15 protein-coding genes are annotated in these 15,448 nt (G+C 72.2%); 10 read left to right on the top strand and 5 right to left on the bottom strand.

Annotated elements, in window-relative coordinates; translation table 11 throughout:
* The first annotated feature begins 75 nt into the window (after positions 1-75).
* From ACZ573_RS19750 to ACZ573_RS19740, 3 genes are all read left to right on the top strand, one after another.
* Positions 76-1,521 (top strand): tyrosinase family protein, encoded by a 1,446-nt coding sequence (locus tag ACZ573_RS19750; RefSeq protein ID WP_471305627.1) that lies wholly within the window; start codon positions 76-78, stop codon positions 1,519-1,521.
* A complete protein-coding gene (locus ACZ573_RS19745) occupies positions 1,521-2,348 on the top strand; it encodes a copper chaperone (RefSeq protein ID WP_471305623.1) in 828 nt (275 codons plus the stop codon). The genes ACZ573_RS19750 and ACZ573_RS19745 overlap by 1 nt, the downstream gene beginning before the upstream one ends.
* A 105-nt stretch (positions 2,349-2,453) precedes the next feature.
* Complete coding sequence (locus ACZ573_RS19740; RefSeq protein WP_471305620.1) at positions 2,454-4,055, top strand: phospholipase D-like domain-containing protein; 1,602 nt, start codon at positions 2,454-2,456, stop codon at positions 4,053-4,055.
* A 6-nt stretch (positions 4,056-4,061) separates the two neighbouring features.
* On the opposite strand, the gene ACZ573_RS19735 is transcribed toward ACZ573_RS19740, so the two are convergent.
* Complete coding sequence (locus ACZ573_RS19735) at positions 4,062-4,610, bottom strand: GNAT family N-acetyltransferase (RefSeq protein ID WP_471305617.1); 549 nt, start codon at positions 4,608-4,610, stop codon at positions 4,062-4,064.
* A 103-nt stretch (positions 4,611-4,713) separates the two neighbouring features.
* On the opposite strand from ACZ573_RS19735, the gene ACZ573_RS19730 reads away from it, so the two are divergent.
* Genes ACZ573_RS19730 through ACZ573_RS19720 form a run of 3 tightly spaced genes read left to right on the top strand, consistent with a single transcriptional unit; the run spans position 4,714 to position 7,706 of the window.
* Positions 4,714-5,319: a TetR/AcrR family transcriptional regulator gene (locus ACZ573_RS19730; protein ID WP_471305615.1), complete on the top strand. Its 606-nt coding sequence runs from the start codon at positions 4,714-4,716 to the stop codon at positions 5,317-5,319.
* 25 nt (positions 5,320-5,344) lie between these two features.
* Positions 5,345-6,256, top strand: coding sequence for an SDR family oxidoreductase (locus ACZ573_RS19725; RefSeq protein ID WP_471305612.1), 912 nt, complete (start codon positions 5,345-5,347; stop codon positions 6,254-6,256).
* 52 nt (positions 6,257-6,308) lie between these two features.
* Positions 6,309-7,706: a DUF7824 domain-containing protein gene (locus ACZ573_RS19720; protein ID WP_471305609.1), complete on the top strand. Its 1,398-nt coding sequence runs from the start codon at positions 6,309-6,311 to the stop codon at positions 7,704-7,706.
* 32 nt (positions 7,707-7,738) lie between these two features.
* Here ACZ573_RS19720 and ACZ573_RS19715 read toward each other — a convergent pair whose 3' ends face one another.
* Positions 7,739-8,698, bottom strand: a complete 960-nt coding sequence (locus tag ACZ573_RS19715; protein ID WP_471305607.1) for an MBL fold metallo-hydrolase — start codon at positions 8,696-8,698, stop codon at positions 7,739-7,741.
* 333 nt (positions 8,699-9,031) lie between these two features.
* On the opposite strand from ACZ573_RS19715, the gene ACZ573_RS19710 reads away from it, so the two are divergent.
* Together ACZ573_RS19710 and gap are read left to right on the top strand one after the other, a co-directional pair.
* On the top strand, positions 9,032-9,991 hold the full coding sequence (locus tag ACZ573_RS19710; protein ID WP_471305604.1) for a GlxA family transcriptional regulator: 960 nt from the start codon (positions 9,032-9,034) through the stop codon (positions 9,989-9,991).
* Between the two features lie 119 nt (positions 9,992-10,110).
* Positions 10,111-11,109 carry a type I glyceraldehyde-3-phosphate dehydrogenase gene (gap, locus tag ACZ573_RS19705; protein ID WP_471305602.1) on the top strand — a complete coding sequence of 333 codons (999 nt, stop codon included), beginning with the start codon at positions 10,111-10,113 and terminating at the stop codon, positions 11,107-11,109.
* A 137-nt stretch (positions 11,110-11,246) separates the two neighbouring features.
* On the opposite strand, the gene ACZ573_RS19700 is transcribed toward gap, so the two are convergent.
* Positions 11,247-12,671, bottom strand: a complete 1,425-nt coding sequence (locus ACZ573_RS19700; RefSeq protein WP_471305767.1) for an MFS transporter — start codon at positions 12,669-12,671, stop codon at positions 11,247-11,249.
* A 160-nt stretch (positions 12,672-12,831) separates the two neighbouring features.
* Here ACZ573_RS19700 and ACZ573_RS19695 point away from each other — a divergent pair, with 160 nt between their 5' ends.
* A complete protein-coding gene (locus tag ACZ573_RS19695; RefSeq protein WP_471305599.1) occupies positions 12,832-13,704 on the top strand; it encodes a helix-turn-helix transcriptional regulator in 873 nt (290 codons plus the stop codon).
* A 55-nt stretch (positions 13,705-13,759) separates the two neighbouring features.
* On the opposite strand, the gene ACZ573_RS19690 is transcribed toward ACZ573_RS19695, so the two are convergent.
* Together ACZ573_RS19690 and ACZ573_RS19685 are read right to left on the bottom strand one after the other, a co-directional pair.
* Positions 13,760-14,440, bottom strand: a complete 681-nt coding sequence (locus ACZ573_RS19690) for a class I SAM-dependent methyltransferase (protein WP_471305595.1) — start codon at positions 14,438-14,440, stop codon at positions 13,760-13,762.
* 54 nt (positions 14,441-14,494) lie between these two features.
* Positions 14,495-14,938 carry a MarR family winged helix-turn-helix transcriptional regulator gene (locus tag ACZ573_RS19685; RefSeq protein ID WP_471305592.1) on the bottom strand — a complete coding sequence of 148 codons (444 nt, stop codon included), beginning with the start codon at positions 14,936-14,938 and terminating at the stop codon, positions 14,495-14,497.
* Between the two features lie 103 nt (positions 14,939-15,041).
* Here ACZ573_RS19685 and ACZ573_RS19680 point away from each other — a divergent pair, with 103 nt between their 5' ends.
* On the top strand, positions 15,042-15,434 hold the full coding sequence (locus ACZ573_RS19680; protein WP_471305589.1) for a nuclear transport factor 2 family protein: 393 nt from the start codon (positions 15,042-15,044) through the stop codon (positions 15,432-15,434).
* The last annotated feature ends 14 nt before the right edge of the window (positions 15,435-15,448 follow it).

Here is a 15,448-nt window from a genome sequence, read left to right as displayed (position 1 = left end):
AACGGGCGGCACTGCGATGCGGGGAACGGGAACGCCGGAACCGCATCACGGTCGGCTTGACGGAAGGCGGACGCGGTGAGCCCTCAGCCGGTCGTACACGTGCGCAAGAACGTGTGGACCCTGCCGGAAGACGACCTGACGCTCGCGCACTACGCGGCAGCCGTCACCGAGATGAAGGGGCGGGACGCAGACGACCCCACGAGCTGGGCCTACCAGGCGGCCATCCACGGGACGTCCGCGACACCGCCGAAGCCGCTGTGGAACAGCTGCAAGCACGGCTCGTGGTTCTTTCTCTCCTGGCACCGCATGTACCTCTGGTACTTCGAGCGGATCGTCCGTGCCGCGGTCGTGGACCTGGGCGGGCCGGCCGACTGGGCGCTGCCGTTCTGGGACTACGACGCCGATCCGTCCCAGGCCCGGATCCCGCCGGCCTTCCGCGACGCGGACGGCGGCGCCAACTCGCTGTTCGCCGATCGGGCGCACCGCCTCAACCTGGGTGAACCCCTGCCCTTCGAGATCACCTCCCCGGCGTACGCGATGGGGCGCACCCAGTTCGTCGGCGAAGCCGAGTTCGGCGGTGGTATCACACCGGACGGCGATGCCTTCTGGAACCGGGACGGAGCGGTCGAGAGCACCCCGCACAACGCCGTGCACAGCCACATCGGCCGCTTGATGGGGAGGACCGACACTGCGGCGCTGGATCCGATCTTCTGGCTCCATCACGCCAACATCGACCGCCTCTGGTTCGAGTGGGCGAGCCGCCCGGGACACGCCAACCCGACGGACCCGCGCTGGATCACCCAGGAGTACCGGTTCTTCGACGCGGACGGGAGCGAGCGGCGACTGGCCGCCTCCGCCGTCGTCGACATCGCCGGTCAGCTGGGGTACACGTACGAGTCGCCCGTACCGGTTCCGCCGCCGCCTCCGGTTCCGCCCCTCTCACCCCTCTCCCCCCTCTCCCCCCTCTCCCCCGAGCCCGAGGTGTCGATGAGTGGTCCGAACACGTCCGGGCCGACGCCGCCCAAGCGGCGCGAGATGGCCGGCGCGTCACAGCAGACCGTGCAGCTCGTCGGTCGCGCGGCGAGCGTCACCGTACCGATCGACCAACGGACGACGCGGTCGCTCGGCACGGCGCTGGGTGTCCCCGCCCCCGAGACCGATCGGCGCGTGTACCTCAACGTCGAGGACATCGAGGGCGAGCGGAATCCCGACACGGTCTACGGCATCTACGTCAATCTGCCCGACGGAGCTTCCCGTGAACTGGCGGAGAGCCACCGGGTGGGCAACCTGTCCTTCTTCGGTATCGAGCGGGCCCAGGATCCCCGCGGCGACGAGCACCCCCACGGTCTGCGGGTGACCGTCGAGATCACCCCGCTCGTGCGCAGGCTGGTGGCGGAGAACGTGTGGGACGACCGTGCGCTGCGCGTGACGTTCCTTCCGCTCGGCGCGCGCGGGCCGGCCGACGCGGAGACCGAGGACCCGCCGGTCGAGATCGGGCGGGTCAGCCTCGGCTACACCTGATGGCGGCGCACGCCGCGGCCCGGACGCGGTCCCCGTGGACGGGGCCCGTGCGGCGGTTGCTGCGGCCGCGCGTCTCGCTCGGCTTCGAGCTGGTGGCCGTCGGCGCCTGGATCGCCCTGGTCGCGCCAGCCGTGACGGGCGGGTCGCACGGTGCCGACGGCGCCGGCCGCACCGCCGGCACGGGGGCCTCGCACCACCACGTGTCCGCGGCGCACGCGGTCCACGGCGCCACCGGTTCCGGGGATCTGGCGATGTGGGCGCTGATGAGCGTCGCGATGATGCTGCCGGCGGCCGTCCCCGCGCTCGCGCACGTGGGCGAGAACAGCCTGCGGTGGCGCCGGCAGCGCGCGATGGTCACGTTCGCGGGCGTCTACCTGGCGGTCTGGATCGGCTACGGCGCACTGCTCCTGGGGTCGGCACCGCTGTGGGCGCGGCTGCCGGACGACGCCGTACTCGCCTGCGCGCTCGCCCTCGCGGCCGCCTGGCAGCTGACCGTCCACAAGCGGCGCGCCCTGCGCGACTGTCACCGCTCCTCCCCGCTGCCGCCGACCGGCTGGCGCGCGGTGGCGGGAGCCGGGCGCTTCGGGCTGCGCCAGGGAGGCGCGTGCCTGCGTTCGTGCTGGGCGCTGATGCTGGTGATGGCCGTGGCCGGCGGCAGGAGCGGGAGCGGGAGCGGGATGCTCGGGTGGATGGCCGTACTCACCGGGATCGTCATGACGGAGAGGCTGGCCCGCAAGCCGCGGCGCCCCACGCACCTCGCCGCCGCGTTACTCGCCGCGGCCGCCCTGGCGGTCGCCCTCGCGGCGGCCGGCCGGCGGTGGTACTGAGCGACGGAACGGCTCCCGCGCCGGAGTGCGCTCGCCCCGGCGCGGGGTGAAGCTGGAGACCGAGCTCGCTCCGGAAGACGGCCCCGGGTACCGGGAGGCGTGGACATGAGGGTGCAGAGCAGTTCCGGGCCATTGCGCGTACAGGCCATCGCCGGGACCCATGTGGTGATCCTTGGGTTCGACCACGACCGGGCCGCGATGGACGGCGTCCTCGGCTTCGGGGTCGAACGGTTCGACCACGCCGAAGGCAAGCACCGCTGGCTGGACAACCGCCTGCGCTTCCCTGAGGCAAGAGACCGCTGGGGGTCCAACTGGAACCCGTTCCAGACCTTCGCCTGGGGTGACTACCGTGCCAAACCCGGGCGGACCTACACCTACCGCGTGCACTCCATGACCGGCGCCCCCGGCGAGGAGCTCACCCCCGCCTCGACCGTCGAACTGCGGGTGCGGACCGAGGAGCCGGGCGTGCACGGCGTCTGGTTCAACCGTGGCGTGTACGCCTCGCAGGCCTACGCCGAACGCTTCAAGAACCTCCATCCCGACGACATCCCCAACCGTGAGGCCTGGCGCTGGCTGTCGCGCGGCCTGGAGGAGGCGCTGCTCGCCTTCATCGGCACCGCCGGTGGCGACCGGCAGCTCCATGCGGCGCTGTACGAGTTCGAGTACCTGCCCGTGCTCAAGGCCTTCCGTGTGGCCGCGGACACGGGCGTGGACGTCCGGCTCGTCGTGTTCGACCACCCGCACAACCGCGAAGCGGTGACCTTCGCCGGCATCGAGGACCTGGTCGTGACCTGGCGGGCGCGGGCCACGATCCCGCACAACAAATTCGTGATCGCGAGCCACGAGGGCGAGCCCCGGGCCGTCTGGACCGGGTCGACCAACATCACCGAGAACGGGATCTTCGGACAGTCCAACGTCGGACACACCGTCACCGATGCGTCCGTCGCGCGGCGGTACCGTGACTACTGGACCCAGCTCGTCGCGGACCCGACCCCCGGCACCCTCAACAACTGGGTGGACGCCAACAGCCCGATGCCCGATCCCTGGCCGGACGGCATATCGGTCGTGTTCAGCCCGCACACGCACACCACGGCGCAGGACCGCTACGCCGAGCTCTTCGGATCGGCCCGGGACCTGGTGTGCGTCACGTTCCCGTTCAACTTCGATCCCCGGTTCGCAGGCCAGCTCCCGGGCGACCACTCCGCGCTCCGCTGGCTGCTGTTCGAGAACGCCGGTATCGCCGACGCGCACCGGAACCTGGTCACCGATCCCGAGACGGAGCTGGTGGCCTGCGGCCTCGTCGAGGAGGGTGGGCTCGCGGGCTGGGCGGCCGAGCACGACAACCCGTTCTCCGAAAACATCGAGTACCTGCACACGAAGTACCTGCTGATCGACCCGCTCGGCGACGATCCGATCGTGGTGACCGGCTCGGCCAACTTCAGCAATCCCTCCGCGAACAAGAACGACGAGAACATGCTGGTGATCCGGGGCGACCACGGCCTCGCGGAGATCTATTTCACCGAGTTCTCCCGCCTGTTCAACCACCATCGCTTCCGGGACTCGCTCCGCCTGGCCGCGCACCAGCCGACGCCCGGCCCCGAGACGGGAGTCGAAGCCCCGGTGCCGCTCATCGCCGGGCACTGGTCGGACAAGTACTACGACGAACCGGCGCGGGACCACCAGCGCCGGCTGCTGGCCGGCTCGTAGAACGCCTCAGACCTCGGGAAGGGACGGATCGGGTGTCCAGGGGTTCGGTGCGGTGATGGCCCAGCGTTCGTGATCGCGCCAGTCCCCGTCGATGTAGAGGTAGGCGGGCGAGAGCCCCTCGTAGCGGAAGCCCAGCCGCCGGACCAGGGCCAGGGAAGCCTCGTTCGCCGGCTGGATGTTGGCCTCCAGCCGGTGGAGCCGCAGGTCGGTGAAGGCGTGCCGCAGGGTGGCGGCGACCCCTTCGGTCATGTACCCGCGCCCCGCGGACGGGGCGAAGGCCGCGTAGCCGAGGGATGCTCCCTGGTAGCGGCCCCGGATGACCGAGTTGATGTTGACCATGCCGACGGCTGCGCCGGTCTCCCGGACACGGACCAGAAAGCCCAGGTTCGTTCCGTCGTCGAAGCGGCGCGTCCAGACCTGGAACTCCTCCGCGGTCGCGGGGAGCTGCATCCATGGCCGGTGCAGCTCGGAGCTGGCCCGCACAAGGGTGCAGAACTCGTCCTGGTCAAAGGGGGTGAGCGGGCGCAGTTCGACCCGTGACGGCATATCGATCATGGACCAACGGTAGGTCGTGCGAGGGTCACTGGCCAGGTCGCGGTCGACCCGCAACCTCGCATGCTTTAATAAATGCACGTATATTTATTAAAGAGGAGCGACAGTGGCCGGACGTCCCCGTGGGGTGGAAGACGCGGTGATCCTGCGTGCGGCGGCCGAGGTGATGGGACGGCTGGGGCCTTCCGGGCTGACCCTGGCCGCGGTGGCCCGCGAGGTCGGCCTGGTGCCCGGCACGCTCGTGCAGCGGTTCGGCTCCAAGCGCGGCCTGATCCTGGCGCTGGCCGACCGGTCCGTGCGGGACACGGACGCGCTGCCCGACCGGATCCGCGCGGAGCAGGACTCCGCTCTCGGGGCCCTGGCCGCGCTGCTCGCGCAGTGGACGGCTCCGATGGTCACTCCGGAGACCTTCGCCAACCATCTGGCGTTCCTGTGCATGGATCTCACGGACCCCGAACTGCACGAGCGGGCCCTCGCCGTGCACGAGGCTGAGCGTCGGGCGGTCCAAGCGCTGCTGGCGCAGGCCGTTTCCACGGGCGAGCTCCGTGCCACGACGGATGTCGAGGCGCTGACCGCGACCGTGCAGGCCGTCACCTCCGGCACGGGTCTCAGCTGGGCACTCGACCGCCAGGGCGCCCTCGCCCGGCGCGTCCGGCACGGACTCGACGCCGTGCTGGCCCCTCATGTCGCCACCGCCACCGCCACCACGTGAACCCGCTGGAAGACCTGGAGAAGAGATGACGACGAACCCACGACAGCTCGCCGGAAAGGTCGCGCTGGTCGCGGGCGGCACACGGGGCGGCGGGCGGGGGATCGCCATCGAGCTCGGAGCCGCCGGCGCGACCGTCTACGTGACCGGCCGCAGCAGCGGAGCGCGGCGCTCCGACCTCGATCGCCCCGAGACCATCGAGGAGACGGCCGAGAGGATCACCGCCGCCGGAGGTGTGGGCGTCCCGGTCCGCACCGACCACAGCGACCCGGAAGAGGTACGGGCCCTCGTGGCGCGGATCGCAGCGGAGCAGGACGGCCGGCTCGACGTGCTGGTCAACTCCGTCTGGGGCGGCGACCCGCTCACCGACTGGGAACACCCCCTGTGGGAGCAGGACCTGGACCAGGGCCTGCGCCTCCTGCGCCGCGCGGTGGAGACCCATGTGATCACCAGCCGGTACGCGCTGCCCCTCATGGTCGCCCGCGAGAGCGGCATGGTCGTGGAGGTCACCGACGGCAACACCGCCCGCTACCGCGGCTCCTTCTTCTACGACATGGCGAAGTCGGCGGTGATCCGGCTGGCCGTCGCGCAGGCGGCCGAGCTGCGGCCGCACGGTGTCGCGGCCGTCTCCCTGACACCGGGGTTCCTGCGCTCGGAGGCGCTGCTGGAGCATTTCGGCGTCACCGAGGCCAACTGGCGTGACGGCGCGGCCAAGGACCCGAACTTCGCCCACTCCGAGACCCCCGCCTATCTGGGGCGGGCGGTCGTGGCCCTGGCGGCCGACCCGGACGTCATGGCCAGGACCGGCCGGGCGCTGGCCACCTGGGATCTCTGCAAGGAGTACGGGTTCACGGACGCCGACGGCACCCAGCCCGACTTCGCCGCGCACTGGGCCAGGAATCTGGAGGCGGAGTACGGGCCCCTCGGCGACCCGCTCTGACTCCCCCACACCGGCGACGGCACTGTCAGTGGCAGGGTCTAGCCTGCATCACATGATCAAGGGGGAATTCGCCGTACCGTCACCGGGTGCGCTCGCCGACGAGGTCGCGGCCGTGCTGGCCGCTCGCCACGACCCCGGCGTGGTGCCGTTCGAACGCGTGCTCAACGCCGTGGTGAGCCACAGCTTCCGCGACCGGGAGGCACTGGCCGCCGCGCTGGGTCCCGTCCCGCGCGAGTTCAAGGTGAAACCGCACGCGCAGGTGCACTGCACAGCGGGCATCGTCGGCGCGGCGGTCGGTCCGGTGCGGGCGGAGGAGTCCTGGGAGAACGCCGGGAAAGGGTGGCTCGAACTGTGCCAGCACGTGGCGCTGGACTACATAGCGGGCGCGCGCACCGGCGAGGTCGCCGCACGGTTGCGGGCCGGTGACCCCGTGCCGTTCCTGCTCTCCGTACCGAGCGGGCCGACGGGCGCGGTGGAGCCGTACGAGCTGGTCGAGCGGCTCGCGGAATACGAGCGCCTCGGCATCCGTCCCGGACCCGCGGACCTGGGGCAGGCGCTGCTGCGCTGCGGCGGCCCGGTGGACCCCGAAGCGGTGCGCGCCGCGGAGAAGTTGGAGCTGGCGGAGGGGCCCCGGGTGGCCGCCTGGCTGCGGCAGGGTGGTCTGCCCATGCCGGCGGGGTGGCGGGAACGCGAAGCGGGTGAGGCCGAGCGTCCCAGCAGGCGCCGGGGAGCACGCATCGGCCGCCGGATCCTGGTGGGGCACGAGGCCGTCGAAGGCCGCGGCGCGTTCCCCCGGCAGTTCTGGTCTCTGTTCCGGAAGTTCGAGCCGCGCATCTCCTGTCCGCACTGGTCCCTGCCGGACTACCGGGACGCTCATACGGTCGCGACCCTGCCCTGGCACCCGGAGATAGCCGCGGCCCGCCTGCTGACGGGTGTCGCCTCGGCGGCCGACCAGGACGGCTGTGGCTCCCCCGCCTTCCTGGAGGCGCTGGCCTCGGCCGACGGCCCGGCCGGGCCCGCCGTGCATCTGGCCGTGGCCTACGGGCTCGCCTCCGTGCCCGAGCCCGACCAGGAGGCCGCCGTACGGGCGCTGGTGGTGCTGGCCTCGCGGGGCCGGCTGGACGGCGGGCTGCTGGGCCGGGAGCTGACCGAACTCGTGGGGCTGGGCACTCTGAGGGTGCCCCTGCTGACGGGGTCGCTGCGGGCGGCCGTCGCCGTACCGGAGGGCGCCGGGGCAGTCTGGGCGGTCATGGCCGGCGCCCTCCCCGGTCTGCTGGCCCGTACCCGGCCTCAGGTGCACGGGGCGCTGCTGGCCGTCGCGGCGGACTCCGCCCGGCTGTCGGGCGCGCGCGGCGAGCTGCCCGAGGTGACGGCGCTCGCCGGGCGGCCGGGTTCCTCCCAACTGCTCAAGGAGGCAAGGAGGTTGCGGGATGCGCTGGCGGGGGTCTGACCCGGGGCCCCGGTCATGGCGGCCCGCGGCGGTCAGCCGTGCTGGTGCTGCTCGGGCAGCCGGCTGTCCGGGTGCGCCCACAGCAGTACGTTGTCGGGCCGCTCGTCGCGGAAGAAGTCCAGGACGTCCTGGTCCGAGTGACGCAGGCTGAAGTGGGTGAGGACGAAGAGGGTGTCCGGGCGGGCCTCGACGACGGGCTTCAGCCGGCTCCAGACGGTGTGTCCGACCCGGTCGGCCCGCTCCAGTTCGGCATCGTCGAGAAACGTGCACTCGGTCATGATCACCGGGTACTCGAAGAGCCACGGGTTGGCCTCGAATACACTCTCGTGGGTGTCGCCGAGGAAGGCGAACAGCGGCCTGCGTGCCTCGTGTTCGACCTCGGCGCCCTCCTTGCGGCGCTGCGCCAGGATGCGACCGAACTCCGCGCCCCGGCCCTGTCCGGCGAGGGCGTGCCGCAGTTCCTCGTACTCCGGCAGCAGGGCCTTGCGGCGTTCGGCGAACGCGTATCCCACGCAGGGCACCTTGTGCACGCACTCCACCACCCGTACGTGGTGGCCGCGGCGTCCGAAGGTGAACTCGTCGCCGCCGCGTACCCCGTGGAGCCGGCAGCCCGCGGCCAGGGCCGGATCGTAGGCGGTACCGTGGTTCAGTTCGGCGGAGGCCCGCAGAAAGCTCTCCACGTACGGCTGCGCCGCGGCGGGCAGGTGGATGTCGACTCCGCCGGGCCGGACCGCGAGATAGTCGAGGTCCTTGGAATGGTCGTGGTGGGTGTGGGTGAGGAAGACGGTTTCCGGCTGACGCCCTTCCGCCAGTCCGGCGTCGAGCGCGCAGCGCAGTTCGGGGATGTGGAAGAACGTCTTGTCGTTGGCGCGCGAGTATCCGGTGAGGGTCAGCTCGGTGCCGGGTATGCGCCAGGTCTTCCACTGGCGGAACGGGTGCCCTTGCTCCAGCCGTTCGGGGTGGGCGGGGGGCAGCGAAGGGGCCAGGGTCATAGGTGCCTCCGTCGGACCGCCATGATCGGGTGAAGGCCCGATCGTAACGGGCGGCGCCCTGTCGCGGCCCACCGTTTTCCTCCCTCGTCCCACCCTTCCCCCATGCACCGGACCCCCCGGCCTGGAACGCGAAGAACCCGCAGCTCCAGGGGGCGGCACGGGCGTTCTGGAATCCGTGCCGGGCGGTGGCCGGCGAGAGCGTCGCCGAGGCCGTGGCCATGGCGGGGCACAGAGGCAGCCCCGACCCGCACCGGCTGCCGTGGAACCTGCCGCTGATGGTGTCGCTGGGCCCGCAGCACCCGGCGTCCGCTCCCCCGCCGTACCCTGAATCCCGTGCCGCCCCGCTCCCGCCTCCACCGTGTAGCCGTCCTCGTCCTGGAGGGCGCGAAGCCCCTCGACGTCGGAATCCCCGCGCAGGTGTTCACGACCCGCGCGAGCATGCCGTACGAGGTGCGGGTCTGCGGGGCCGCTCCCGGCCTCGTCACCGGCGGCGACGGCCTGTCGTACCACGTCACCCACGGGCTCGACGCGCTCACGTGGGCCGACATCGTCTTCGTCCCCGGCTACCGCTTCCCCGACCGTGAGGACCCGCCGCGTGCGGTCATCGACGCGCTGATCGCCGCGCACGAGCGGGGGGCGCGGCTCGCCGCCATCTCGACCGGCGCCTTCGCGCTCGCCGCCACCGGTCTGCTCGACGGCAAGCGCGCCACGACCCACTGGCACTACGCGCGGGCCCTCGCCGCGAAGCATCCCCTCATCCGGCTCGACGAGAACGTCCTGTTCGTGGACGAGGGCAGCGTGCTCACCTCGGCCGGTGCCGCCTCGGGCATCGACCTGTGCCTGCACATCCTGCGCCGCGACCTCGGCGTGGCCGCCTCCAACCACGCGGCCCGGCGCCTGGTCGCGGCCCCCTACCGCAGCGGCGGCCAGGCACAGTACGTGCCGCGCAGCGTGCCCGAGCCGCTCGGTGAGCGGTTCGCCGCCACCCGCGAGTGGGCGCTGCACCAACTGGGCGAACCGCTCACCCTGGAGGCGCTGGCCCAGCACGCGGGGGTCTCGCCCCGGACCTTCTCGCGGCGCTTCGCCGAGGACACCGGGTACACGCCGATGCAGTGGGTCATGCGGGCCAGGATCGACGTGGCACGGGAGCTGCTGGAGCGTTCGGAGCGCAGTGTCGAGCAGATCGCGGACGATGTCGGTCTCGGCACCGGCGCCAATCTCCGCCTGCACTTCCACCGCATCCTCGGCACCACTCCGACCGAGTACCGGCGCACCTTCACCCAGGGCGAATAGCCTGGGAGCCCGGGATCGCCAGCGGCCAGTGGCGAGATCCTTACGAACCATGGCGATCTCGCCGCTGTCGCGGAGGGTGACCGGCAGCGAACCTGGTGGCGAACGAAAGGGACATCGTCATGACTCGCATTGCCATCAACGGATTCGGCCGCATCGGACGCAACGTGCTGCGTGCGCTCCTCGAGCGCGACACCGACCTCGAGGTCGTGGCCGTCAACGACCTGACGGAGCCCGCCACCCTCGCGCGGCTGCTCGCGTACGACACCACGTCCGGCCGGCTCGGCCGCCCGGTGACCGTCGAGGGGAACGTGCTCGTCGTCGACGGACACCGGATCACGGTGCTGGCCGAGCGCGAGCCCGAGCAGCTGCCCTGGGCCGAGCTGGAGGTCGACCTCGTACTGGAGGCGACCGGCCGCTTCACCTCGGCCGAGGCCGCCCGCGGCCACATCAAGGCCGGCGCGCGCAAGGTGCTCGTCAGCGCTCCCTCCGACGGCGCGGACGTGACGCTCGCGTACGGTGTCAACACCGACGCGTACGACCCGGCCGAGCACGTGATCGTCTCGAACGCGTCCTGCACGACCAACGCGCTGGCCCCGCTGGCCGCCGTCCTGGACGAGCTCGCCGGCATCGAGCACGGCTTCATGACCACGGTGCACGCCTACACGCAGGAGCAGAACCTGCAGGACGGCCCGCACCGCGACCCCCGCCGTGCCCGCGCCGCCGGCGTCAACATCGTGCCGACCTCGACCGGTGCCGCGAAGGCGATCGGCCTCGTACTGCCGCAGCTCGACGGCAAGCTGTCGGGCGACTCGATCCGCGTGCCGGTCCCGGTGGGCTCGATCGTCGAGCTCAACACCACCGTCGCCCGCGACGTGACGCGCGAGGAGATCCTCGAGGCCTACCGCACCGCGGCCCAGGGACCGCTGGCCGGCGTGCTGGAGTACTCCGACGACCCGCTCGTGTCCTCCGACATCACGGGCAACCCCGCCTCGTCGATCTTCGACTCGGAGCTCACCCGTGTCGACGGCCGCCACGTCAAGGTGGTCGCGTGGTACGACAACGAGTGGGGCTTCTCGAACCGCGTGATCGACACGCTCACGCTCCTCGCCGCGGGCTGAACCGACCGCGGTCCCCGGTGGGGCGCGCCCGCGCGCGGTAGGTCCTGATCACCGATCCCGGTGAACGGACCGGCCGCGCGCGGGCGTTTCGGCGTACGTGCCCGGCCGCACCGGTGATTGGCGCCCCTGCCGCTCGCTCAGCGCATACGGGGCAGGCGGAGGCTGAGCAGGACGGTCAGCGCGATGAGGCCGAGCTGGACGAGCAGGGTGGTGGACACGGCCGCGCGCAGGCCGGCCGTCGGGACCAGCTCGAGGAAGAGGCTGCCGAGCGTGGCGACGCCGAGCGCCACGGCGGACTGCTGGGCGGTGATCATGACGCCGCCGCCCACCCCGGCCCGGTCGGCGGGGACGTCCGACAGCATCAGGCGCATCAGCACGGGCAGTTGGAGGCCCTGGCCCAGTCCCGCCAGGGCCACACCCGGAGCGAGTACGGCCACGCCGAGGTCCGGCCAGCCGTGGCGGAGGGTGGCCAGCAGCAGGGCGATCCCGGCCGCCTGGACGACACCTCCGGCGGTGATGGTCCGGCTGCCGAAGCGGGAGACGAGGCGCGGGCCGGCCAGCGCGGCCCCGAAGAAGGCCACGGCCATCGGCACCAGCGCCAGGCCCGCCGTCACCGGGCCCATGTCCAGGCCCTGTTGGAACGTCACGGCGAGGACGAACATGAAGCCGCTGAAGCCGACGGAGAACGGCAGCAGGAGCGCCAGGCCGCGCCGCAGCGACTTCAGCCTCAGCAGACTCGGCGGCACCAGCGGGGTGTGGCCCTTCCGGTCGGCCCGGCGCTCGGTGACGTAGAACGCGGCGGCCGCGACGGGGAACATGCCGAGCGAGACCCAGGTCCACAGCGGCCAGCCGGCGGCCCGCCCCTCGGTCAGCGGCAGCAGCAGCGAGACCAGCGACAGCGCGAGCAGCAGGGTGCCGGGCACGTCCACGGCCGCGGGCCGGCCGGCCCGGGTGTCCGGGACGGTGCGCACGGCCAGGAGCAGCCCGAGGAGCACCACGGGGACGTTGACCAGGAACACCGCGCGCCAGCCGGTTCCGCCGATGTCCGCCGCGACCAGGACGCCGCCGAGGATCTGCCCGGCGACCATGGACAGGCCCCCGGTGGCCCCGTACAGGCTCATGGCCCGGGCCCGGCGCGGGCCCTCGGTGGTGGCCTGGATGGTGGCGAGCACCTGCGGCAGCATGAGCGCGGAGGCCGCGCCCTGGGCGACGCGGGCGGCGACGAGGGTCCAGGCGTTCGGGGCGAGGCCGCAGGCGAGCGAGGTGACGCCGAAGGCGGCCATGCCGATGAGGAAGAGCCGGCGGCGGCCGAGGCTGTCGCCGACGCGCCCGCCGAGGACCAGCAGGACGGCGTACGCGACACCGTAGCCGCCGATGACCAGCTCCAGGAGGGCGGGGCCGGCGGCGAGGTCGTGCTCGATGGACGGGAGCGCGACGTTGACGATGAAGAAGTCGATCAGGGGCAGGGCCGCGCCGAGGAGCACGGTGAACAGGCCGAGGCCGCTCAGGTGAGGCGCGGGGGCACTGCGGACGGGGGCACTGCGGACGGAAACGCTGTGCACGGGGTCGCCGTGCACGGGGTTGCTGCGTACAGGGTTGCTGCGTACAGGGATCTGAGTCACCGTCCGACGATCTCCCGGCTGTCAGACGGGTACCAGAGTGTCGTTATCCAGGTACCAGGACTACCTGGCAACAGGATGGGCGGTGCGGCAGGCTGGGATCATGACCACTGTGGCTCCTGGAAGCGATGTTCGGCGGCACGAGCTGGCCGAGTTCCTGCGCACCCGCCGTGAGCGGATCACTCCCGAGCAGGTCGGGCTGGTGCGCGGGCCGCGCCGGCGGACCCCGGGGCTGCGCCGTGAGGAGGTCGCACACCTGTCGTCGGTGGGCGTGACCTGGTACACGTGGTTGGAGCAGGCGCGCGACATCCAGGTGTCGGGGCAGGTGCTGGACGCGGTCGCGCGGGCACTGCTGCTCGATGTGAGCGAGAGGGAGCACCTGTTCTCGCTGGCGGGGAGCCTCGACCCGGTGCAGCCGGCGGTCTGCCCCAGCGTGACGCCGTCCGTGCGGGCCATCATCGACCAGCTGGGCCACATCCCGGCGTGCGTCCAGAACAGCCGGTACGACATCGTCGCCTACAACGCCACCTACGGGCGCCTGCTCGGCGACCTGGACAGCAAGCGGCCGGAGGAGCGCAACTGCATGTGGCTCGCCTTCACCGACCGGGAGTGGCAGGAATCGGTGGTCGACCTGCCGAGCACGCACCGGATCATGGCGGCGCGGTTCCGGGCGGCGATGGCCGAGCACCTGGCGGAGCCCGCGTGGAAGACGCTGCTGGCCCGGCTGGTCGGGGCGTCGGCGGAGTTCCGGGAGGTGTGGGCCCGCCACGAGGTGGTCGGCGGGCAGGTCGCGAAGTCGAAGTACATCCGCAATGCGCACGTGGGCATGCTGTACCTGGAACACAACAACCTGTGGCTCGGACCGCGCACCGGTCCGAGGCTCGTGACGTACGTACCGCTGGACCAGGAGTCGCGCGAGCGCCTGGAGGAGCTGGAACGGCTGACGGCACCGGCCGGTGCGGGGCTCCCCGGCTGACGCCTCGCCATGTCCGTCCGCACCGCTGATCGGATTCGTTCCGCCTGCGCGCGGACTACACCGCGGACGACCGCCGTGCCGCCGACGGGCGATCCGCACCCGGGTCCTGGTCGAGGCGGGCCAGCAGGTGGGCGTCGAGGAACCCCCGCTCGGAGGCCGGATCGTGGAGCAGCCGGGCGAAGGTGGTGAACCCGGCCCCGGCCAGCAGCTCGGCGAACCGGTCCGCCGGCCAGCTGTAGGCGGGCGTCACCTTGTGGTCGAAGCGGACCGGCTCCGGTCCGTCGGTCGCGAAGAACGAGACCAGGATCAGGCCCCCTCGCGCCAGGACACGCGCCTGTTCGGCGAGGAGTGCGGGCAGTTCGCCGGGCGGCGTATGGATCATCGAGTAGTGGGCCAGCACCCCGCCGAGCGCGCCGTCCCCGACCGGCAGGGCCTCCATCCGCGCCTCGTCGAACCGCAGCCCCGGATGGGCCCGCCGGGCATGGCCGACCATGCCCGGGGAGAGGTCGAGACCGAAGGCGTCCAGCTCCAGTTCGTGCAGCATGGCCGTCAGATGCCCTGGCCCGCACCCGATGTCGGCCGTCCGCAGATTCCCCGTCCCGCGCACCAGCTCGGCGAAGGTGCCGAGCATGGCCCGCGAGAACGGCTGCTCCTCCAGCCGGCCGGCGAACATCGACGCATAGAGGTCGACGACCCCGTCGTAGGCCGCCCTGGTCTCGTCCTGGTGATCCGCCACGGGGAAGAAGCTAACACCGCCGCCGTTCGCGGCTCCCAGGGCCGGCCAGGCCCGCTAGGCGAACGGGCCTTCGGCCGTGAAGCGGCGCAGGAGGCGGGCGAACGTCTCGGCCTCGCCCGGGGGCCAGGAGGACAGGCTCGCCGTGATGTGGTCCGCCAGGCGCGCACGCAGCTCCGCGACGACCAGCCGCCCTTCGCCGGTCAGGACAAGGAGGTGTGCGCGCCGGTCGGTGGGGTCCGGTTCGCGGCGGATGAGGCCCGCGGCCTCCAGCCGGGAGGCGCGGCGGGTCACGCCGGAGCGGTCGACCCCGACGTCCTGGGCCAGGTCCGCCGCACTGCGCGAACCGCTCCGGGCCAGGGCGCTGAGCACGGGGTAGGTCACGTCGTCCACGGCCTCTCCCAGGCCGTCCGTGAGCCGCTGGTGCAGGTGCGTGCGGGTCGTGCGCTTGAGCAGGACGCCCAGCGCCTCCGCGATCTCGTTCCCGGTCTCGTTGTCCACGACAGAAGAATAGCGTGCGTTGCGCACGCATCAGTGCTACGGTTCCCGAAGTGCGTGCGTCGCGCACGCATTCTCGATCCGCTACGCCTCGAAAGGCAGTCCCATGACCCGCACCGGTATCACGGCCGCCCTCACCGACCTGCTCCTCAACCGCGACCTCACCGTGCAGGAGGCCGCCGACCGCCACTTCGCCCCCGAATACCGCCAGCGCACGGACGGCCAGTGGGCGGACCGGGCCGGCTTCATCGAGCACATCGCCCACCTGCGCACCGTCGTCGACCACGGCCGTGTCGAGGTCCACGAGGAGCTGTACGAGGGCAGCAAGTACGCCGACCGGCACACCGTGCACGTCACGAAGACGGACGGCTCGACGGTACGCACCGAGGTCTACGTGTTCGGCGAGTTCGCGCCCGACGGCCGGTTCAGCCGCATCGAGGAGACCACCCTGATGCTCGAAGGGTCCGAGTCCGACCGCGGCCTCGGGAGCGCCCGCTAGGGGGCGTCCTGTCG

It is taken from the genome of Streptomyces sp. NPDC040545, from assembly GCF_055595065.1.
This window is presented reverse-complemented; position numbering and strand designations above follow the sequence as displayed.